General features: G+C 57.0%; 22 protein-coding genes. 3 read left to right on the forward strand and 19 right to left on the reverse strand.

Going from position 1 to position 20669, the window contains the following annotated elements; translation table 11 throughout:
- Nucleotides 1–2: 2 nt before the first annotated feature.
- The gene (hisI, locus tag AC2FPW_RS03200; protein ID WP_496812535.1) at nucleotides 3–392 is read right to left on the reverse strand and encodes a phosphoribosyl-AMP cyclohydrolase; all 390 of its coding nucleotides are present in this window, start codon (nucleotides 390–392) and stop codon (nucleotides 3–5) included.
- A 48-nt stretch (nucleotides 393–440) separates the two neighbouring features.
- On the opposite strand from hisI, the gene AC2FPW_RS03205 reads away from it, so the two are divergent.
- Together AC2FPW_RS03205 and AC2FPW_RS03210 are read left to right on the forward strand one after the other, a co-directional pair.
- On the forward strand, nucleotides 441–893 hold the full coding sequence (locus AC2FPW_RS03205; RefSeq protein ID WP_267366385.1) for an iron-sulfur cluster assembly scaffold protein: 453 nt from the start codon (nucleotides 441–443) through the stop codon (nucleotides 891–893).
- Between the two features lie 58 nt (nucleotides 894–951).
- Entirely contained in the window at nucleotides 952–1590 is a 639-nt protein-coding gene (locus tag AC2FPW_RS03210; protein ID WP_267366387.1) for a MarC family protein, read from the forward strand.
- Nucleotides 1591–1775: 185 nt separating this feature from the next.
- On the opposite strand, the gene AC2FPW_RS03215 is transcribed toward AC2FPW_RS03210, so the two are convergent.
- The 5 genes from AC2FPW_RS03215 to sciP all read right to left on the reverse strand — a co-directional run bounded on the left by AC2FPW_RS03215 (nucleotide 1776) and on the right by sciP (nucleotide 7569).
- Nucleotides 1776–1898 (reverse strand): hypothetical protein, encoded by a 123-nt coding sequence (locus AC2FPW_RS03215; RefSeq protein ID WP_267366389.1) that lies wholly within the window; start codon nucleotides 1896–1898, stop codon nucleotides 1776–1778.
- Between the two features lie 112 nt (nucleotides 1899–2010).
- On the reverse strand, nucleotides 2011–4101 hold the full coding sequence (recG, locus tag AC2FPW_RS03220; protein ID WP_496812536.1) for an ATP-dependent DNA helicase RecG: 2091 nt from the start codon (nucleotides 4099–4101) through the stop codon (nucleotides 2011–2013).
- The gene (ligA, locus tag AC2FPW_RS03225) at nucleotides 4098–6350 is read right to left on the reverse strand and encodes an NAD-dependent DNA ligase LigA (RefSeq protein WP_496812537.1); all 2253 of its coding nucleotides are present in this window, start codon (nucleotides 6348–6350) and stop codon (nucleotides 4098–4100) included. The genes recG and ligA overlap by 4 nt, the downstream gene beginning before the upstream one ends.
- A 123-nt stretch (nucleotides 6351–6473) precedes the next feature.
- Nucleotides 6474–7190, reverse strand: a complete 717-nt coding sequence (gene ctrA / locus AC2FPW_RS03230) for a response regulator transcription factor CtrA (protein WP_267364745.1) — start codon at nucleotides 7188–7190, stop codon at nucleotides 6474–6476.
- Between the two features lie 85 nt (nucleotides 7191–7275).
- Nucleotides 7276–7569, reverse strand: coding sequence for a CtrA inhibitor SciP (gene sciP, locus AC2FPW_RS03235; RefSeq protein ID WP_496812538.1), 294 nt, complete (start codon nucleotides 7567–7569; stop codon nucleotides 7276–7278).
- A gap of 128 nt (nucleotides 7570–7697) precedes the next feature.
- Here sciP and mnmA point away from each other — a divergent pair, with 128 nt between their 5' ends.
- The gene (gene mnmA / locus AC2FPW_RS03240; RefSeq protein WP_496812539.1) at nucleotides 7698–8843 is read left to right on the forward strand and encodes a tRNA 2-thiouridine(34) synthase MnmA; all 1146 of its coding nucleotides are present in this window, start codon (nucleotides 7698–7700) and stop codon (nucleotides 8841–8843) included.
- On the opposite strand, the gene AC2FPW_RS03245 is transcribed toward mnmA, so the two are convergent.
- The 13 genes from AC2FPW_RS03245 to uppS all read right to left on the reverse strand — a co-directional run bounded on the left by AC2FPW_RS03245 (nucleotide 8840) and on the right by uppS (nucleotide 20667).
- Nucleotides 8840–9385, reverse strand: a complete 546-nt coding sequence (locus tag AC2FPW_RS03245) for a carboxymuconolactone decarboxylase family protein (RefSeq protein WP_496751869.1) — start codon at nucleotides 9383–9385, stop codon at nucleotides 8840–8842. The genes mnmA and AC2FPW_RS03245 overlap by 4 nt on opposite strands.
- A 98-nt stretch (nucleotides 9386–9483) precedes the next feature.
- Complete coding sequence (locus AC2FPW_RS03250; RefSeq protein ID WP_496812540.1) at nucleotides 9484–10059, reverse strand: hypothetical protein; 576 nt, start codon at nucleotides 10057–10059, stop codon at nucleotides 9484–9486.
- On the reverse strand, nucleotides 10052–11218 hold the full coding sequence (gene lpxB / locus AC2FPW_RS03255) for a lipid-A-disaccharide synthase (RefSeq protein WP_496812541.1): 1167 nt from the start codon (nucleotides 11216–11218) through the stop codon (nucleotides 10052–10054). Before lpxB ends, AC2FPW_RS03250 begins: the two co-directional genes overlap by 8 nt.
- Nucleotides 11218–12012 carry an LpxI family protein gene (locus AC2FPW_RS03260; RefSeq protein ID WP_267364737.1) on the reverse strand — a complete coding sequence of 265 codons (795 nt, stop codon included), beginning with the start codon at nucleotides 12010–12012 and terminating at the stop codon, nucleotides 11218–11220. Before AC2FPW_RS03260 ends, lpxB begins: the two co-directional genes overlap by 1 nt.
- A 4-nt stretch (nucleotides 12013–12016) precedes the next feature.
- A complete protein-coding gene (gene lpxA / locus AC2FPW_RS03265; protein WP_267364736.1) occupies nucleotides 12017–12802 on the reverse strand; it encodes an acyl-ACP--UDP-N-acetylglucosamine O-acyltransferase in 786 nt (261 codons plus the stop codon).
- The gene (gene fabZ / locus AC2FPW_RS03270; RefSeq protein ID WP_480831221.1) at nucleotides 12799–13272 is read right to left on the reverse strand and encodes a 3-hydroxyacyl-ACP dehydratase FabZ; all 474 of its coding nucleotides are present in this window, start codon (nucleotides 13270–13272) and stop codon (nucleotides 12799–12801) included. The genes lpxA and fabZ overlap by 4 nt, the downstream gene beginning before the upstream one ends.
- Nucleotides 13273–13345: 73 nt before the next feature.
- Complete coding sequence (locus tag AC2FPW_RS03275; RefSeq protein ID WP_480545593.1) at nucleotides 13346–13867, reverse strand: OmpH/Skp family outer membrane protein; 522 nt, start codon at nucleotides 13865–13867, stop codon at nucleotides 13346–13348.
- A gap of 63 nt (nucleotides 13868–13930) precedes the next feature.
- Nucleotides 13931–16291, reverse strand: a complete 2361-nt coding sequence (gene bamA / locus AC2FPW_RS03280; RefSeq protein ID WP_496812543.1) for an outer membrane protein assembly factor BamA — start codon at nucleotides 16289–16291, stop codon at nucleotides 13931–13933.
- A gap of 128 nt (nucleotides 16292–16419) precedes the next feature.
- A complete protein-coding gene (locus AC2FPW_RS03285; RefSeq protein WP_267364732.1) occupies nucleotides 16420–16548 on the reverse strand; it encodes a hypothetical protein in 129 nt (42 codons plus the stop codon).
- A gap of 79 nt (nucleotides 16549–16627) precedes the next feature.
- Complete coding sequence (rseP, locus tag AC2FPW_RS03290) at nucleotides 16628–17980, reverse strand: RIP metalloprotease RseP (protein ID WP_480558446.1); 1353 nt, start codon at nucleotides 17978–17980, stop codon at nucleotides 16628–16630.
- A 4-nt stretch (nucleotides 17981–17984) separates the two neighbouring features.
- Nucleotides 17985–19157, reverse strand: a complete 1173-nt coding sequence (gene dxr, locus AC2FPW_RS03295) for a 1-deoxy-D-xylulose-5-phosphate reductoisomerase (protein WP_480830962.1) — start codon at nucleotides 19155–19157, stop codon at nucleotides 17985–17987.
- The gene (locus AC2FPW_RS03300) at nucleotides 19157–19939 is read right to left on the reverse strand and encodes a phosphatidate cytidylyltransferase (RefSeq protein ID WP_480564848.1); all 783 of its coding nucleotides are present in this window, start codon (nucleotides 19937–19939) and stop codon (nucleotides 19157–19159) included. Before AC2FPW_RS03300 ends, dxr begins: the two co-directional genes overlap by 1 nt.
- Nucleotides 19936–20667, reverse strand: a complete 732-nt coding sequence (uppS, locus tag AC2FPW_RS03305; protein WP_480564851.1) for an undecaprenyl pyrophosphate synthase — start codon at nucleotides 20665–20667, stop codon at nucleotides 19936–19938. The genes AC2FPW_RS03300 and uppS overlap by 4 nt, the downstream gene beginning before the upstream one ends.
- Between the last annotated feature and the right edge of the window lie 2 nt (nucleotides 20668–20669).

Consider the following 20669-nt stretch of genomic DNA (forward strand, 5'->3'; position numbering starts at 1 on the left):
CCCTATTCCATTGGCGCCATCAGTTCAGTTTCGACCCCATCCCGAACGGCGGTAAAAAAACAGGTTCGTCGGTTGGTATGACAGGCTGCTCCGGTTTGACGGACAAGAACCAATAGGCAGTCCCGGTCGCAATCGATCCGGAAATCCACCAATTCCTGCACATGGCCCGAGGTTTCGCCCTTGATCCAGAAAGCCTGCCGCGAGCGTGACCAATAGGTCACCCGCCCGGATTCGAGGGTCTTTTCAACTGCCTGTACATTCATCCAGGCCATCATCAGAACCTCGCCTGATGTTTCATCCTGCGCAATCGCCGGGATCAGACCCGCCTCATTAAATCTCAAAGTAGAGGGATCAAACACGACTGGGTCAGACATCTCAAAAACCTTTTGCATCCGGTGGGCTCGCCACTATGTATGGGTAACACACGACGAGGGAAAGCCATGAGCGGCGAGAACGACCTGATTAAGCTGTACTCTGGGCGCATTCTGGCGCTGGCTGCGGATATTCCGCATCTTGAGCGATTGGAAGATCCCGATGCAACCGTCAAGAAACGCTCACCTTTATGCGGATCGACTGTAACTGTGGACATCAAGGTTCGTGATGGTCAGATCAGTGCCTTTGGTCAGGACGTCAAAGCCTGCGCTTTGGGGCAAGCGTCCGCCTCGGTCGTTGGGGAAGCGATAATTGGCGCGTCGCGGGCGCAGGTCGAAGCTGCGCGCGATCAGTTGGCGGCCATGCTCAAGACTGGCGGCCCTGCACCTGATGCGCCGTTTGATGGGCTTGAGGTGCTTATGCCCGCACGGGATTATAAAAACCGCCACGCGTCGATCCTGCTGGTTCTGGATGCCACGGCTGAGGCCATGGCGCAGGCTGAACAGGCAAACTGCGCCTGATTATAGCTATTTGGTGTAAACCCGTTTACCCTCTGCCCAGATTTCAGGAGGGATGGGTTTGAATAATTTGCTCGAACATTTCGTTACGCTTTGGGTCGTTATCGACCCGATTGGAACAATTCCCGTTTTCATTGCAGTTACTGCCGGATTGGACGCGGCAGGCCGGCGGCGGACAGCGATGTTAGCAGCCGTGATAAGTGCTGCCGTATTGCTGTTCTTCCTTGTATTTGGTCAGGTGCTGATCGAAGCGCTGGATATCGGGTTGAATTCGTTTCAGGTCGCTGGCGGCATTATCCTGTTTCTGTTTGCCCTGACGATGATCTTTGGTGAAAGCAAACAAGAGATCGAACAACGGCAAGCCGAAGAAGATCGTGAAGACGCGTATCACCAGCAGAACCCGGCGATTTTCCCGCTTGCCGTGCCTTCACTGGCATCCCCCGGCGCAATGCTGGCAATCGTTATCCTGACTGACAACCACCGTTACAGCATCGCCGATCAGGGTATCACTGCGCTTGTCATGCTTTCCGTATTGCTGGTTGCGTTTGTACTGATGCTTTTGGCCGAGCCCATCATTCGGCTGATCGGTCATTCAGGCGCGGCAATCATCAGCCGTGTCATGGGCATGATCTTGGCCTCGGTTGCTGCCAACTCAGTCCTGTCCGCGCTGTTGGAGATCTTCAAAACCGGCCAATTGTAGAAAAAAGCCGCCGCGCTTTCCGGGCGAAAGGGCGGCGGCAGGTATTGCGTGTCTCGTGTGGGGTCCGGTGTACCACGCGGGGCCGAGGCATGGCCCCTCAAGGGGTTTGGGACAGGCAGGTCACCCTTGACTGAAATGGGGATGACAGCGCGGATTTTTCGGCACGAGATCGCAGGCAGAAAGGCTTAGAAACCAACCGGTAGGTGAAGGGCCACCATCAGCATCACGACCAAAGACAACACGCCAACGGCATCCTGCAGGATGGTCGATTGCGCGCGGCTAAAAGCGGTCTTGATCTGGGTCAGCATAGGGTCACCTCCGGTCAGAGTTTTAATCCTTTGTTGACCTTTTGTTCTCATATTTCCAGGCGCAGGTAAAGAACTTTTTAAGAACATTTGTGAACTTTAGGGAACGTTACAGCTAACCCACTGAAATCAAACGGATCGCCTGATCCTGTTTCATCAGCCACAAAAGTACACGTGCGGCCCTTCCCCTGTCCGAAGTCAGTTTGGGATCGGTCGTTAGCAGCGCCCGCGCATCGGATTGGGCGACGGCCATCAATCCTGCCTGACGTTCCAGATCCGCGATATGGAATTTTGGCAACCCGGATTGCGCAGTTCCGATCAGATCGCCGGCGCCTCGCATCTCAAGGTCAGTTTCCGATATTCGGAAGCCATCCTCTGTCTCGCGCAGAACCTCCAGCCGCTTGCGCCCTCCCTCGCTGAGCGGTGGTTGATACATCAGCAAACAGGTGGATTCCGCATCCCCGCGCCCGACGCGCCCCCGCAACTGGTGCAATTGCGCCAGCCCAAAGATCTCGGCCCGTTCAATGACCATGATCGTTGCGTTGGGTACGTTCACGCCGACCTCGATCACCGTCGTGGCAACAAGGACCTTTGTTTTCCCGTTCTGAAATGCGCTCATCGCGGCGTCTTTGTCGGCAGGTGGCATCTGACCATGAACCAGCCCCACAACGCCCTCACCCAAAATGGCCCGCAAGCGTTTGAAGCGTTCCTCGGCCGCTGTCAGGTCCGAAACTTCGGATTCGTCGACCAGAGGGCACACCCAGTAACACTGTCGCCCCTCATCAATCGCACGCCGCAGGTGGGCTATGACTTCGTCCATGCGCTGTGTGTTGACAATCGCCGTTTTGATCGGTTTTCGCCCCGGAGGCTTTTCATCCAGCACCGAAACATCCATGTCGCCGTATTGCGCCAGCGCCAGACTGCGCGGGATGGGGGTGGCGGTCATTACCAGAACATCTGCCCCATTGCCTTTTTCCGACAACTCCATCCTCTGCCGCACGCCAAACCGGTGCTGTTCGTCGACGATGGCCAATCTCAGCGCCTTGAATTCAACATCGCTTTGAAACACTGCATGTGTGCCAACCAGTATGTGAATATCGCCTTGTTTAAGCGCCTCAAGCTTGGCACGCCGCTCCGCGCCCTTATCACGCCCGGTGAGCAGTTCCAGAACCACTCCGGCCTGCTCGGCCAGGGGGCGTAATCCTTCCAGATGCTGGCGCGCCAGAATTTCGGTCGGGGCCATCATCACGCCCTGCCCGCCCGCCTCAACCGCGATCAGAAGGGCCATGAAGGCCACCAGCGTCTTACCGGCGCCGACGTCGCCCTGTAACAGCCGGTTCATTCGGGCGTCAGACGCCATATCAGCCGAAATCTCATCAATGGCGCGCGTTTGTGCGCCAGTCGGGCGATATGGAAGGCTTGCCAGCACTTTCGATTGCAGTACCCCGGTTCCCACGCTGACGATTCCCCGCGACTTGCGCTCTCGTTGCCGGGCCAGAGCGAGCGTCAGCTGGTGCGCAAACAACTCGTCATACGCCAACCTCTGACGTGCAGGGGCAAACGGCGCGACATCATCCGCGCCGCGCGGATTGTGACCGGCGTGAATGGCCGCGGACCAGTTCGGCCAGTTTTGCTGCGACACCTGCGCCGGATCGATCCATTCCTCAAGTTCGGGTGCGCGTGCCAATGCGCTGCGGCTGGCCTTGAACGCTGTTTTCTGCGTCAGCCCTTGCGTCAGGTGGTAAACCGGTTCGAATTCCGGGATATCTCCTGCTTGTTCAACGGGCAGCATGTGGTCCGGATGCACCATCTGTGCCATACCGTCGAACAGTTCCAACTTGCCGGAAACCACGCGGCGTGATCCTTGTGGCAACACTTTCTTCAGATACTCACCACGTGCGTGGAAAAAGACCAGCTGGAAATCGGCCTGACTGTCTTCGACATGAACGCGATAAGCACCCCCCTTGCTGCGGGGCGGTCTGTGCGGGCCAACTGTCACTTCCACGGTCAGAGTGGCCGGCAGGTCCACCCCCTGTATTGAATCCCGCCTGCGCCGATCCACCACGGCATAAGGCAGGCTGAACAGAACATCGCGCGGGGATTCCACCCCGGTCTGCGCCATGGCCTGCGCTGTCTTGGGGCCGACGCCATCCAACGTTTCCAACCCCGCAAATAGCGGGAAAAGCTGTTCGGGCCGTCCGCTCATGCGCCTTCTATCAGCTGAAGCCAGCCATCCTCGTCCAAAGTTTCGATCCCAAGTTCCGCTGCTTTCTTCGCCTTTGACCCGGCCCCGGGACCCGCGACCAGAATATCGGTTTTCTTGCTGACAGAGCCGGAAACCTTGGCGCCCAACGCCTCGGCCCGCGCTTTCGCCTCGGCGCGTGTCATTTTTTCCAGCGTTCCGGTGAACACTACGGTTTTACCCGCGACCGGACTGTCCGAGGCTGGCGCGTCGGGGGCGATAACCGTCAATTCGCTGCGCAGCGTGTCGAAAGCCCGTCGTTCCTCTTCATTGGCAAATGCGTCCGACAATGAAAGGCCAAGTGTTGCGCCAATTCCGTCGATGCCGATCAGCTCTGTCCAGGCGGCATTGGCATCGGCTGCGACATTGGCCTCCCCGATGGCCGCGTCCCGCACTTCTTTCACGCGTGCGCGACGCCCTTCAAGCTGCGCTGCCGCACGCTCTGCGTCTTCCGCCTCATCCGCCCGCCGTTGCGCCAGTGCAGCCGGTCGTGCAGTGTCCAACGCGAGCGCCATCGCATCCCAATCACGATAATACAGTGCCAGATCGCGCGCACCGACTTCGCCCACATGTCGAATGCCCAGTGCAAACAACAAGCGCGCAAAAGAAATTTTCCGCTTTTTATCAATGGCTTCGAACAGGTTCCTGGCAGATGTTTCGCCCCACCCGTCCCGGTTTTTCAACCGCGTCAGACTGGCTGCGTCCCGCTGTTCCAGCGTGAAAATATCAGCTGGCGCATTGATCGGAAGGGTTGGATCCCCATAGAACATTTCAATCTGTTTTGCGCCCAGCCCTTCTATATCAAAGGCTTTGCGCGACACGAAATGTTTCAGCTTTTCAACGGCCTGCGCAGGACAGATCAGGCCGCCGGTGCACCGTCGAACCGCGTCGCCCTCTTCACGGATCGCATCGCTTCCGCATTCGGGGCAATGTGTCGGAAAGGCAAAGGGACGTGCATCGGCGGGGCGTTTGGACAAGTCGACATCCGACAGTTTGGGAATCACGTCGCCCGCGCGATAGACCTGAACCCAATCGCCCACTCGGATATCTTTTCCATCACGGATCGTGCCGCCTTTGGCGTCGCGCCCAGCGATATAATCTTCGTTGTGCAAAGTGGCATTGGAGACGACCACCCCGCCAACCGTTACAGGATGCAACCGTGCCACAGGGCTGAGCGCCCCTGTTCGACCAACCTGAATGTCAATCGCCTCCAATCTGGTCCAGGCCAGTTCGGCTGGGAACTTATGTGCGATTGCCCATCTTGGCGTCGTCGAACGGAAACCCAAACGTGCCTGTAATGACAGATCGTTTACCTTGTAGACGACCCCATCGATATCATACCCCAAAGTCCCACGCTGCGCTTCGATATCCCGGTAATGAGCAATCATGTCCTCAGTCGTGGCACATAGGCGCGTCAAGGAATTCGTGGGGAACCCAAGCGTCGCAAGACGCTCAATCGCTCCCATCTGGGTATCCGCCAAAGGCTCTGACAGTTCACCCCAGGCATAGGCGAAGAAGCGCAATGGGCGGGATCGGGTAATTTCCGAATCCAGCTGACGCAGTGACCCTGCCGCTGCATTGCGCGGGTTGGCAAAGGGTTTGCCCCCCCGTTCGCCTTGTCGCGTGTTCAAGGCTTCGAAATCAGAGTGGGACATGTAAATCTCACCCCGAACCTCAAGAACGTCAGGCGCGTTTTCAATCTGCTGTGGAATATCAGAGACAGTGCAGGCGTTGGCCGTTACGTTCTCGCCAACTTCACCGTCGCCCCGCGTTGCGGCCTGAACCAGCTGTCCGTTCTCATAACGCAAGGACAAAGACAGGCCATCAATCTTGGGTTCAGCTGTGAAAGCCAGCGGCGCGCCTGCATCAAAGCCCAGATATTTGCGAATCGAGGCGTCGAAATCGGCAATGTCCCCATCGTCGAACGCATTTCCCAGTGACATCATTCGGACGGCATGAGTAAGTTTTGAAAACCCGTCCGCCGGTTTGGCCCCGACTTGGTCTGTCGGGCTGTCAGCACGTTTCAGGTGGGGAAAACGCGCCTCGATCTCGGCGTTTCTGCGTTTGAGGGCATCATAATCCGCATCCGACAACTCGGGCGCATCTTCTGTGTGATACAGCGTGTTGGCTCGGGACAGTATGTCCGCCAACCGCGCCAGTTCGGCACGCGCCTCATCATCGGTCAGGTTTGATATGGGAGTGGAATTGCTCATGGCCTCGCCCTGTCACGCGTTCTTGGACCTCAGTGATAGGGCGAGGCCATGGCCAGGTCCAGATGTGCTGAGCCGTGAGTGCAATGTGCCGCCCTGGACCACCAGCGACACAAACGGTTCAAATCAGAGGCCGACCGCCATTCGCGTCTCGTCCAGAGTGTTGCTTTGCGGGTCGCGCAACACGTAGCCCCGCCCCCAAACTGTTTCGATATAATTCTCACCACCGGTTGCATTGCTGAGCTTTTTGCGAAGTTTGCAGATGAAGACGTCGATGATTTTCAGCTCGGGTTCATCCATGCCGCCGTATAAGTGATTCAGAAACATTTCCTTGGTCAGAGTCGTACCCTTACGCAAGCTGAGCAATTCCAGCATCTGGTATTCTTTTCCTGTCAGGTGCACGGTTTTTCCGTCCACCTCAACGGTCTTGGCGTCCAGATTTACGGCCACGCGACCTGTGTGGATGATGGACTGCGAATGCCCTTTCGACCGGCGGATGATGGCATGAATGCGGGCCACCAGTTCTTCGCGGTGGAAGGGTTTGGTCAGATAGTCATCCGCGCCAAACCCGAAACCTTTGATCTTGCTGTCCGTATCATCTGCGCCCGAAAGGATCAGGATCGGTGTTTCCACCCGGGCAATCCGCAGCTGGCGCAACACTTCATGCCCGTTCATGTCCGGCAGGTTCAGGTCCAGCAAGATCAGGTCGTAATCGTAGAGCTTTGCCAGATCGATACCTTCTTCGCCAAGATCCGTTGCATAAACGTTTAGGTTCGCATGCGTCAGCATCAGTTCGATGCTTTTAGACGTAGTCGGATCATCCTCGACAAGAAGTATACGCATTTTCACTGCTCCAATTCGGGTCAATAATTCCAATTAAAATTAAACCTGACCAAGAATGGTTAATCTGACGTTACCGTTGAATCATTTATTCCCGCTCACCTTTAGGTTGTCGATACTTTTTTAAGGCCGTGGCTTTTAAAGCCTCGACACCGTGTTCCGCGACCAGGGAAACCCAGCCGTTGAATTCTTCGTCGCTGATGCCGTATTTCTGTTTTGCCTCAGACAGGCTGATCAGCCCGTAAAGTACCCCACGCACGACCAGAATCTTGCGGGAGGCTACCCACCGCCTTGTTCTTGTCGGCGGCAGATCGGCGCGCGTCAGTATGGATCCATCCGGCAGAGAAACAGACCTTGGCCCTTCCACTTTGTGCAAATACATCGCTTTACCCTTTTTGCTGCATCAAAGCTGGCACCAGCCTACTTAAGGTCGTATGAAACCACCCCTTGAGAGTGTGTAGAATTTTCCTATATTCTGCCGGTCTTTCTTAACCCGGACAGGAACCGCCAATGGCCCTCGACACCGAGACCCCGCTGAACTCGCTTGGCTTTGCCAAACCGCCCTCGGAAACGCGGGTGGTTGTGGCCATGTCAGGGGGCGTCGATAGCTCCGTCGTCGCGGCTTACTTGGCCGATCAGGGCTATGATGTGGTGGGGGTGACACTGCAACTCTATGACCATGGCGCGGCTTTGGCCAAGAAAGGGGCGTGCTGTGCCGGGATCGATATCCACGATGCGCGCCGCGTAGCGGAAGAGCGTGGATTTCCCCATTATGTTCTGGACTATGAAAACATCTTCAAGGACGCGGTGATCGATGAGTTTGCGGAAAGCTATCTGGCAGGCGCAACACCCGTCCCCTGCATTCGCTGCAATGAGCGCGTAAAATTCAAGGACCTGCTGGAAACCGCCAAGGATCTTGAGGCCGACTGTATGGCCACCGGGCACTATATCCAGCGCAAGATGGGGCCAAACGGCCCGGAACTGCACAGCGCCGAAGACGCTAACCGGGATCAATCCTATTTCCTGTTCTCGACAACGCCCGAACAGCTTGATTTCCTGCGCTTCCCGTTGGGTCATTTGCCGTCAAAAGACGCGACCCGCGAAATGGCGGCTCAATATGGGTTGTCTGTGGCGGACAAACCCGACAGTCAGGACATCTGCTTTGTGCCCGACGGCAACTATGCCAACGTCATTGAAAAGCTGCGCCCCGGTGCTGCGGAACCGGGTGAGATTGTTCATGCCGATGGCCGCGTTCTGGCGCAGCACAACGGGGTGATCCATTACACGATCGGCCAAAGGCGCGGCTTGGGCATCGGCGGCCTGAGCGAGCCGCTTTATGTGGTCAAGCTGGACGTGGACAAAAAACAGGTCGTTGTCGGCCCCAAAGAGATGCTGGCAACGCGTGTCGTTCCCGTGCGTGAGATCAACTGGCTGGGCGATGAAGCCTTCACATCGCGCGAAGAATGGCACCTGTCAGTCAAGGTCCGTTCGACCCGCCCCCCGCGCGAGGCCATTATTCGACCGCTGTCCGACACCGCTGCTGAGGTGGAATTGCTGACACCCGAAGAAGGCATCTCGCCCGGTCAGGCCTGCGTCTTCTATGCCTCAGAAGGCAGCCGCATCTTTGGCGGTGGCTGGATCTGGCGCGGATACTAGGCTGAAACGGGTTCAACCTCGGGTTCGATCTGGATCTGAAGCGCATCGTTGAACCGGTTGAATGCACCGCACAATGCGATGCGCCAGGTTAACTCGACAATCTGGGCATCGCTGAACCAGTCCCGCAGGTTGGAAACCTCAGCGTCGCGCATGCGGCCTGATCGTGTCGTCACCGCCTCGGCGTATCGCACGACAGCCTTGTCGCACGCGTCCAGTTCGGGGTGGTTGTCGACATCTGGCAGGCGCGCCGCGCCTTCGGGGCTGAGACCTGCAACCGTCAACAGCGGAGTATGATGCGAGACGCAGTAGTCACAGGCGTTCAATTTGGAAACCGTCACCATTGCCAGTTCCAGCGCACGACGCGGCAAGGTTTGCTGTTCCCGCAACGCCGTCAACATGCCCGCGACATGTTCCAGAACCGGTGGACAATGTGCGGCAACCCGGGCCCAATTGTCGAACGGGCCATAAGCACCCAAAGCCGCATGTGACGCGCGTGTCTCGTCTGCCATCTCAGGGTCTGACAAAGGGGGGATGCGGGTCATGATGAAATCTCCTTTTCAGCGAGGATATCTTAAGTCCGCACCGCTGCAACAGACGGTCTCGGATAACAAACCCGAGACGGAATGCCGAAACAGGCCTGTTACAGGGCATCCGTGGGCGAATTGAAGAGGATGTAAAGCCCGACGCAGACCATGATATATGGGGCGATCCGATCCATACGGGCGACGCGTGGTCCAAGGCTTTTGGCCCGAGGTGCGCCCCAGGCGGCAACTACGACCAGAACTGAAGCGGCCAGTGCTGCGCCGATCAAGGCGGCAATACGGTATGAAGGGGCAGACTCCGCCAAAAGCGGTGTCATGACCGCGAAACTGTCAATCGACAGGCTCAGGAACAGGGTAACCACCGATGTTACGGCCCCTTTTAACTCGGTTCCTTCAGAATTGGCCCCAAAAAATTGCCGCCAGATTCCGCGCAAACCAAAGGCCAGTGGTAAAAGACCCAGAAACCCGATCCAAAACGGTGCGCCGCTCTGGTCAACACCCAATGCGACGGTCATGGCCAATGTCAGAACAATTGTCTGCGCGACGGCAAAGCCAATGATGGCGCGGCGTTGCTCGATCACCAATATCAAACCCAGTAGGACGGCCAGATTGTCCAGATTGGTGGAAATCATGGCAACCCCGGCTGAAGCGGCGAACAGCGTGTGATCAAGCATGCTCAATCTGCATTCTGTCCAGCACAGCCCGTGCCGCCCGCAACCCCGGAGCTTCTCCTCCGCGCCCCAACCGTTCCATTGTCAGGTTCATCGCGAGTTGCTGAGCGTCAGGGGCATTGGTCACATCATGCAGGGCTTTGGCGATCTTGTCTGGCTGGCAATCGTTCAGCAGGCATTCAGGCACGGCGCGTGTTTCAGATACCAGATTGACCAATGTAACAGTGTCCAGCTTGACCATGCGTTCGGCCATTTTCTGGGTCAGCCAATTGAGTTTGTAGGCGATCACCATAGGTGTATACTGCGCCGCCAGTTCCAAAGAAACCGTACCCGAAGCGGCCAGCGCGATACATGCCGTGCCAAAAGCCGCGCGTTTTTCGACCGTGGCTTGCCCGGCCCCCATTTGTCGCGGGTCGAGCACTATTGGTGCGCCCGGCCAGCTTTGCGTCAGAGCGTTGACCAGGTCAGTTGTCGCACCCACGGTTGGAACCACGACACGATAACTGGGATGGTCCGTCAAAAACAGCCGCAATACCTCACCGAACGTGTCTGCCAGACGTTCGATCTCACCCCGTCGCGATCCGGGCAGAGCCAGCAGGACTGGTGCATCCCCTAGGTCGTACCTGCTCCGGAAGGCCGCAATCTCGGCCTGTGTTGCCGTCGGTTCGCTGGCAACAGGGTGGCCGACAAAGTCGCACTCCATCCCTGCCCGCTCCATGTATGGCGGCTCGAACGGAAGCAGTGCCAGCACATGGTCGATGACCTTTGCCATTTTATCCGCCCGCCCCGGACGCCAGGCCCAGACACTGGGCGCAACGTAATGCACGGTGCGAATATCACTTGCGGCTTTGACGATTTTGGCGACACGCAGGCTGAAATCGGGGCTGTCGATGGTGATCAGAACATCCGGCTGTGTGTCCAACACTGCATGCGCAGTCTCCGAGATTCGACGCTTGAGGTGAAAAAACTTCGGCAGAACCTCGATCAAACCCATCACCGAAAGTTCCGACATCGGAAACCGGCTGGTCAGCCCCTGAGCAGCCATCAAAGGTCCGCCCACCCCGTCGAACTCAATATCGGGGATCAGGGATTTCAGCCCCTCCATCAACGCGCCGCCCAGCCGGTCGCCCGAAGGTTCACCGGCGACCAGAAAGACGCGCATCAGACCGCCCGCTCGCGAATATACAGGAACAGCCCAAGACGGTTACATTCGGCGATGACCTGTTCTTTTTCCAAAACCAGCACACCGCCCTTTTCCAGAACGATGCCAGACAAGCCTGCCGCGACCGCATCCGTGACGGTGTCGGGCCCGATGGCAGGCAGATCAGCACGCCGATCTTGATCGGGCTTTGGGCCTTTGAACAGTATGCCGCCGCCCGCGTCCGGGCGTTGCGTCAGGGATTGAAGCATCCAGGCGGTTCCAAAGATGCCCTCGACTGCCAAAACCTGCCCTTTTGAGACGGCACAGGCCTGACCAATATCCGCAGCCCCCATGGCCCGCAGAATTCCGGCAGCACGGTCCGCATCTGTCATGTCACTTTCGGATGGATGCACTTCGGTAAGACAGCCCAAAGGCGGCAACAGGCTTGGGGCGATTTCATGCGCGGCACGCACCCGCAAACCTGCGCTTTCCAGCAGGCCAATGACAGCCCGCAAAGCTCCGTCATCACCCGACAGCATGGCCTGCTGGATCACCGGAACCAACGGCATCGTTGCCGCGTCAATACGTTTGGGATCAACCTTCGGGCGCCGAACTGCGCCGGCCATACAAATCTCGGTCACGCCCTTCGCCTGAAGCCCGGCAATAAAACTGCCAAGCTGTTCAAGCGGAAACACGATATCTGCGACCAGATCATCCGGCAGGAACCCTTCCATCGCGCAGATCAGCGGACGTTCTGCCAGCTGGGCAACCAATTCGGTCGGCAGCGCCCCGGTTCCCGCAATCAACGCAAGCATGTCCCTATTTCCTCGGTGTCAGGAACGACCGATCGCTATGTCCGGTGACAAAATCAACGATCCGCTGCACATAGTCGCTGTCGTTACCCTGACCAAGACGGTTGGCGCGATCCATGAATGTTCCATCGCCTTCAGACAGCTCCTTGAACGCGGCACGCAACGCCGAGATGTCTTCGCGCGAAACACCTTTACGCTTGAGACCCACGAGGTTCAGACCTTCAAGCTCACCCCGGGAGGCTTGTACCAAACCGTAGGGAATGACGTCCTTTGGCACCATGGTGAGCGCACCGATGATCGCCCCGCGACCAACACGCACCCACTGGTGCAGGCCCGAAATGCCACCGACGATCACATCATCCTCGACGATGCAGTGGCCTGCTGCCCCTGCGTGGTTCACCATGATAACCCGGTTGCCGATCTGCACGTCATGGGCCACATGAACACCTGCCATCAGCAGGCAATCATCCCCGATCCGGGTTACACCGCCGCCACCTTCGGTCCCGGTATTGATCGTCACGTGCTCGCGAATGCGGTTGCGCTGACCGATTTCAAGGCGCGTGTTTTCACCGCCGAATTTCAGGTCCTGCGGAATCTCACCGATCACCGAAAAATTAAAGATCACGGTGTCTTCGCCAATCGATGTGTCACCGGTCACAACGACATGAGACTTCAGTTCGACCCGATCAGCCAGTTTTACATTGGCGCCCACATAGCTGAAAGGACCGATGACGCAATCCTGCCCGATCTGCGCCCCGTCTTCGATAATCGCGCTGGGGTGGATACCGCTCATGTTGTTTTTTCCATATCCCAATCGACATAGGCCGAGAATTCTGCCTCGGCGGCCACTTCACCATCAACAGTTGCGCGGCCGTTGAATTTGAAAAGCTTGCCACCTTTCTTGCCGCGAACCGTTTCGACATGCATTTCCAGGACGTCGCCAGGAACAACTTTCCTGCGGAACTTGCATTTGTCGATGCTCATGAAATAGATCAGCAACTCGGTGTCGATGACATCCATACCCACGCCCAGCATTACGCCTGCTGTCTGCGCCATCGCCTCGACGATGGTAACACCCGGCATGATCGGTGTTCCCGGGAAGTGGCCCTGGAAATGCGGCTCGTTCATGGTGACGTTCTTGATACCTCGGGCTGATTGATAGCCAGAGATGTCCACCACCTTGTCGACCAGCAAAAACGGATAACGATGCGGCAGGATCCTTTGGATCAACTGAATATCGGCACTTTTGGTTTCCGTTGTCATGATGCGGTTATCCTGTTCTGGATGTTTCTTTTTCAGCGTGGTTAGCAATACAGCCTCGCAAGGGCAAGCGAACCTATTCGCTAGTGTCCTTTTGCAACCCGCTGCCATCGCCAATTGCCGTGTTCACGCGGATTATCGCGGCCTCGGTGATATCTGACGTGCTTACAACGACATTGGAGCGTTCGATGATCACGCTGGCCCCGAATTCGCGTAGCAAATCAACAAGGATCGGGCGAACAATTTCAAAAAACGTTTGCTGCGCTTCCTCGCTGCGACGTGCCAGCGCGTCCAGCTTTGCCCTTTGTCCGTCTCGATGGGACTGAACCTTGACATCGAACGCTTCGGCCAGCGGGCGAAACTCCTCTGCTGGCATGGTCGCGCGCTTTTCGGTCAGGTCTTTTTCTTCTCGGCTGAGTTCCGCGACAATCCGTTCATTTTCTTCCGCAAGCATTGCGCTTTCTTTTTCGATCTCGCGCAACACACGTTGCCCAAATGCGGAATTCTTGAACAGCTGCTCACCGGACAACGTAACCACGCTGGCTTGCGGAACACCTAGCTGCTGCGCATCAGCCGAAGGGGCCTGAAACAGCATCATAAATGCACACAGGGCCCAAAGCGGGCCCTGTATCAAGGTAAAGAACCTGTTCGTCATCGCAGATCAGAACCGGGCCTGAATGGTCAGGTCAAAGTTCTGTTCCTTGTCGAACGTTTCCTTTTTCAGAGCCTTCGAGAAGTTGAACTGCAAAGGTCCAAACGGCGTTTCCCACAAGACCGAGATACCGATAACGTGACGAATGGACCCGTCTGCGCCAACGATATTTGCCCCTGCAGTGTTCACATCGTTGATGTTGTAAAGGTTTCCAACGTCATAGAACAGACCGCCCCGCAGGCCCAGCTCCTCGGGCAGACCCAAGGGGAAATCGGTTTCAAAACGCGCGACCCAGTAATAGTTGCCGCCGATGGCATCGTCCTGACCATTGGACAAATCACGCGGGCCAAGACCCGCAGGCTCAAAACCGCGGAAGGTACTGGGCCCTAACACAAATCGGTCAACTGCACGGCTGAAACCATTACCGGACCAATTCAATGCGCCTAGTTCCAGAGTTGCACGCAAAACAACCTCTTCGTTCCAGACCCGTGTTTGAGCGATACCGCGTGCGGTGGTTTTGAAGTATTTGTTATCACCGCCAAGGCCTGCCGCGTCGACGCCCACTTCGAACAGCACACCCGAGTTCGGGTTCAGACCACCAATTCGGCTGTCATAGATGTAGGATAGTCCCAGCGAGCTGGACGTCCGTTTTCCCTGCGCGATCTCGGACGCAATCACCGCGCCGCTGGTCTGATTACTCTGCTGTGTCATTTCGCTGCGGTCCCAGCCATAGCGCAGCCGAAGAGCAGACAGTTCACCAATTGCATAGGTCAACTGAGGTCTGAAGAACAACGAGCTCGTGTCGTAGCTGGCAAAGCCGGAATTGGTTGCCGACAGACCCAGTCCAAGGTCGAAACGCAGTTTGCGGCCAAGCAGATAAGGTTCGGTGAAGTTAATGGTGTACTGCTCCGAATCCTGCGCTGTTGACAGCGACACACCAAGATTCTGACCACGTCCCAAGAAGTTTGCCTCGTTCAGGCCGATTGCAATCCCGAAGCCGTCTGTGACCGAGTAGCTGCCGCCAAGGCTCAGCGAACCTGTAGGCTGTTCCTCGACATCAACATCCAGAATGACCTGACTGGGGGACGACCCTTCCCGAGGTTCGACCTCGGCAACGGCAAAGAATCCGAGCGCATTGATGCGTTCCGCGGCCTGACGGATTTCACGCGGGTTGAACGGGTCACCTTCGACGGTGTCGAACTGGCGGCGGATCACACGGTCCAGCGTGGTGGTGTTGCCTTCGATATCGATCCGCTCGACAAAGATCCGCGGACCTTTCGTCAGAACAAATTCAATATCCAGGGTAAGATCACGGTCATTGCGCGTCACACGCGGTTCAACCCGCAGGAAATCAACACCCTGTTTCAACCCAAGGCGTTCCTGCCGCGCGATCGAGTTTTCCACCAGCGTCGGCGTATAGGTCACGCCAGGTTTGATTTTCAGCGCATCCTGATACGGCGCCGCATCAACACCGGGAATTTCACTAACCGTCGTGATCTTTCCAAACGAGAACTTTTGGCCTTCGGTGACGTTCATCACCAGAAAGAACGCATCCCGTTCGCGGGTAAATTCGACGTTGGCGCTGTTCACACGGAAATCGATATAGCCCCGCGACAGGTAGAAATCGCGAATGACCTGTTTGTCGAATTCAATGCGGTCGCCAATAAACGTGTCGTTGCGGAAGAACGTCCGCAGGAAGGTTGCCTGCTTGGTTTCCAGAACCCGGCGCAACCGGCGGTCCGAATAGGCGCGGTTGCCGACAAAGCTGACGCGCTCGACCTCAATGGTCGTGCCTTCTGCCACTTCAAAGACCAGATCAACCCGGTTGTCGCTGCGACGGATAATGCGAGGAATAACGGTTGCCGCGACGCGACCCTGGGCCGAATACACTTCGGCAATGGTGTCGGCGTCTGCTTCGGCCGCCTGTGGCGTAAAGACCCGGCGGGGTTGCGACGAGATCACGTCCAGAAGAACGTCGTCTTTGACGCGAGCATTCCCTTCGATGCTGATCTGGTTGATCGTTGGATATTCCTGGACCTGAATGACCAGAGTCGTGCCGCGCGGCGTCAGTTCAACTGTCTCAAATACACCACTGTCAAGCAAACGCTGATAGGCATCGTTAAGCTGCCCGGCCGTTACAGTCTGGCCCGGTTCGATTCCGGTCCGAGCGATAATTGTTCCGGTTTCGATCCGGCGGTTCCCCTCAACATCGAACGAGTTGATTGTGTAGTTTTGCGCCGATGCCGCATGCGGAAACGCCAGTAAACTTACCGCAACAAAAAGGAAAAAAACCGTTAGCGCCTGCCACAAAATATTGTTTGTCGGCATATGCCCCCCGCAGGATGTGCCTGCGTCTCGCCTGTCAGTCATTTTATGCTCTACCCAGAATTTTGAGACTTTAATGCTGAGTAACGGGATTGAATGAGCTTGTCAAAAGGCGATATCGAAGCAGTTAGGCAGACGGCTTCGCGACAACAGACCTACGATTTTCCCGAGAATCACATTCCCGCCAGATAGGCGGCCCCAGCCATCGCCAACGCTGTAACGGCAAAACTCAACATAACATCCCAATTCAACATGAAGAGGAAGCTAAAGCTTTGATACGATTTTTTCAGCGTTTTGGACATGACTGTTCCCTTTAGACGGGAATATTGTAGCGCTGAAATATGGCGGTAATGCGGCTGGAATCTGCTCCAGCCGCCACATTCAGCAGAACAGGTCGTTGCTGACCGAAAACAGCATCAGGGTCAGAATGATCGAAATTCCAATGCCCATGAGTATGCGCATCGCCCGGTCGCTGGGCGGTTTCCCGGCAATGGCCTCGTAGGCGTAGAAGACGAGATGTCCGCCATCCAGCGCCGGAATGGGAAACAGGTTCAACAACCCGACCGCCGTCGACAGGACAGCAATGAAGAAGATAAAATTCTGTGCCCCCTGGCTGGCCATCGCCCCCGAGGTTTCGGCAATTCCGATTGGCCCCGAGATGTTGCAGGTGCTGATTGCACCCGTCACCATGTGCCACATGCCGGATAAGGACCCTTCGATGATGCGTCCAGTCTGGATGACACCGCCCTTTAGGGAATCGAAAAGACCAGCCGGTACGGTTGCAGGCTCAAGCATCATGCCGCCGACGATTCCGATGCGCCAATGGGTGACAAAACCACCATCAGGCTGCGGTTCATCCGTGCGCCGGGGCGCCAGGGCAAATTCCAACTCGGACCCATCCCGCCAGACTTCAAGCAGCAAGACGCGGCCGTCCGATCCTTCGACATGATCCTTTAGCTGTTCGAAGGCAAAGATCGGTTCACCATTGACCGAGGTGATGACATCCCCTTGCTTCAGTTGGATATCCATAGCCGCGCTACGCGGAGCAACCTGACGGATCAGCGGCGGAAGCATCCAGGGGGCCTGAACCTCAAGGGGTTGGCCATCGCGGATCACGGAATAATCCAGAACCGGTTGAACAGGCAGCTGATCGATGAACTCCTTCCATGCGACTTCTTCGTCATAGTCCGGTGTCGGACGACCGGCGATAGCCGTAATCACATCTCCCTCGCGCAATTCCTGCACGGTGCCTGGCAAAGGCTGCAACGCGCCAACGGTCAGGGGTTCACGCGACACGCCCTGTGACCAGAAGATCAGGCCAAAAACCAGAATGGACATGGCGAAATTAAAGACCGGGCCAGCCGCGACAGTTGCTGCCCGTGCCCATAGCGGGGCGCCGTGCATGGTGCGGCGCAACTCCTCAGGATTTTGGGTCGCGATGTCTTCCATCGCCTCTTCATCCTTGCCCGAGGCCGCATTGGCATCGCCCAGAAATTTCACGTATCCACCAAAAGGCAACGCTGCGATCTGCCACTTGGTTCCGCGCTTATCCTTGCGGCTCCAGAGCACCGGTCCAAACCCGAGCGAAAAGACTTCGGCATGGATACCAGACCACCGGCCCACAATGTAATGGCCATATTCATGCACGGCCACAATGACCGACAGCGCAATAACAAAGGCAACAATCGTCCACAGCAGATTGCCGAATTGCGGGATCAGCGAAAGTACGTCCAAATTTCTATCCTGCTCGTTCCATCACAGTGTTATCGACCCACTGACGTGCCAGATGGTCGGTTTGCTGCACGTTATCAAGTGTCATCGGGGCATCAATAAGGCCACCCGTTGCGTCAAACCTGTCCAATACGGCAGAAACGGTATCCGCCATATCAAGAAAGCCGATCCGGCCCGCAATGAAGTGATCCAGCGCGCGTTCCTTGGCGGCATTGAATACTGCGCCAGCCAGCCCACCACGCTGCATCACGTCCCAGGCGAGTTTCAGGGCTGGATAGCGTGTCAGATCCGGTTCGTTAAAGCGCAGCTGTCCCAGCTTTGCGAGGTCCAGCCGCTGAACCGGCAGCTCCTGCCTGTCGGGCCAGTGCAACGCATACCCAATGGCGTGGCGCATATCGGGGGCGCCCATATGTGCCATCATCGCGCCATCCCGAAACCCGACCATTGCATGGACAATGGATTCGGGATGAACCAAAACTTCGATCTGATCCGGGGAAACTCCGAAATATTCTTTTGTTTCTATGACTTCCAGCGCCTTGTTGAACATCGAGGCACTGTCGATCGTGATCCGCTGGCCCATATCCCAATTCGGATGGCTGGACGCTTGTTCGACGGTGGCGTTTGCCAGATCTTTCAGCGGCCAATCGCGGAACGCTCCGCCACTTGCGGTGATAATCACCCTCTCGACAGCGTCGATATCTTCACCAACCAATGCCTGAAACACCGCCGAATGTTCACTGTCGACAGGAAGCAAACGCGCGTCATGGTTTTTTGCAGTGTCCAGAACCAACGATCCTGCGCAGACCAATGTTTCCTTGTTGGCCAAGGCCAGTGTTGTTCCTTGTTTCAGGGCTTCGATCCCAGGCGCAAGGCCCGCTGCTCCGACGATGGCTGACATGACCCAATCCGCCGGGCGCGCTGCGGCCTCGGCGATCGCACGCGGCCCGGCCGCCGCTTCGACCCCACTTCCGGCCAGTGCGGCGCGCAGGTCCTCCAACCTGTCTTCATGTGCCGTGACAGCCAAATCGGCACGCAACCGACGAGCGTCATCAGCAAGTTGTCGAATATTTGCGCCGCCGGTAAGGGCCACCACATCATAGTCTTCGGGTTTACGCGAAATCAGATCAAGCGTGTTTTGCCCGATCGACCCCGTGGCCCCAAGAACGGAAATCCGTCGCATTACATCTCACCCGGCGTGTACAGAAGCCCTGCGATCAGAACAAACACCGCAGCCCCCATCATGCCGTCGAACCGATCCAGAAAGCCGCCATGGCCGGGGATCAGATTTGAACTGTCCTTGACCCCGAATTTACGTTTGATCGCGCTTTCGATTATGTCACCCGCCTGACTGGCCATTGATGCGAGAACGGAAACAACAACAAAGGCAAAGCCGAAACCCGCGTGGCTTGCAAAGGCGATACCGACACAGGCCGCAGCAGCCCATCCGCCTGCCGTTCCCGACCATGTTTTCTTAGGGCTGACCTTTGGCCAGAACTTGGGTCCACCGACCATTTTACCCACAAAATAGCCCGCCACATCGGTGGCAACCACCACCGCGATCAGCCAGACCATCCAGCCAAAACCCGAGTTTTCGCGAATGGATATGAAACCCAGACCAGCCGCAACAATCCAGACCGCGAACAAGCCGTACAGGGGTTTCGAACGGCTGATCTGTCCCATGCCCACCAAAGCCGGCGCAAGCACGACCGGGAGCGTGTATAGCGCCGGCAGGTGGTAGCTGAGGATAACCGCAATCGCAGTCAGAACGCCCAACTGGACGGCCACACCCTGGCTTTCAGGGTCGATCATCCGAACCAGTTCCCAGGTCATCAGGCCACAAGCAGCCGCAATGAAGACCTCGAACCAGAGACCGCCAAGCCAGACTTCGATGGCCCCTATCGCAACCAGAACGGCGGCAGAAAGGACCCGGCTCGTCAGATCAGACCACCGGCCATCACTCATGCCAGAACCGCCCCGTACCGACGCTCTCTGGCCCCATAGTTGCGACAAAGCCTCTCGAGTTCTGCGGCGGTGAAATCCGGCCACAGCGTATCTATGAATTCGTACTCGGAATAGGCGGACTGCCACAGCAGAAAGTTCGAAATCCGTGCTTCTCCACTGGTGCGAATGACAAGGTCAGGATCCGGAAGAACGCGTGTATCCAGATACTTAGGTAACGTTTCTTCATCCACATCCTCGGGTCTAAGCCGCCCGTCGGCCACATCCCGCGCGAGACGTTTGGTGGCGCGCGCCACCTCGTCCCGACCGCCATAGTTCAGGGCGACCGTCAGATGAACAAGGTCGTTGTCCTTGGTTTCCTCTTCAAGTGAATCCATCAATTCGGTCAGTTTCGAATCCAACCTTACCCGATCGCCAATGAACCGAACCCGGATGCCATTATCCGCCAGGGTCCGTGTCTCCTTGATGATGTAGCGCCGAAACAGGCTCATCAACCCGGCCACCTCAACCTGCGTTCGCTTCCAGTTCTCGGTCGAGAATGCAAATACAGTCAGGTACTTGATCCCCAGATGCGGGCAGGCCTCGACAACCTCGCGAACACGCCGCGCACCGGCATGGTGCCCAAACAACCTGGGGCGACCACGCGCCTGCGCCCAACGGCCATTGCCATCCATGATGATAGCGACGTGGCGCGGGCCGCAGACCGGATCGGTTTGGGGATCTTTCGGCATCA

The organism is Ruegeria sp. SATB027 (genome assembly GCF_059613825.1).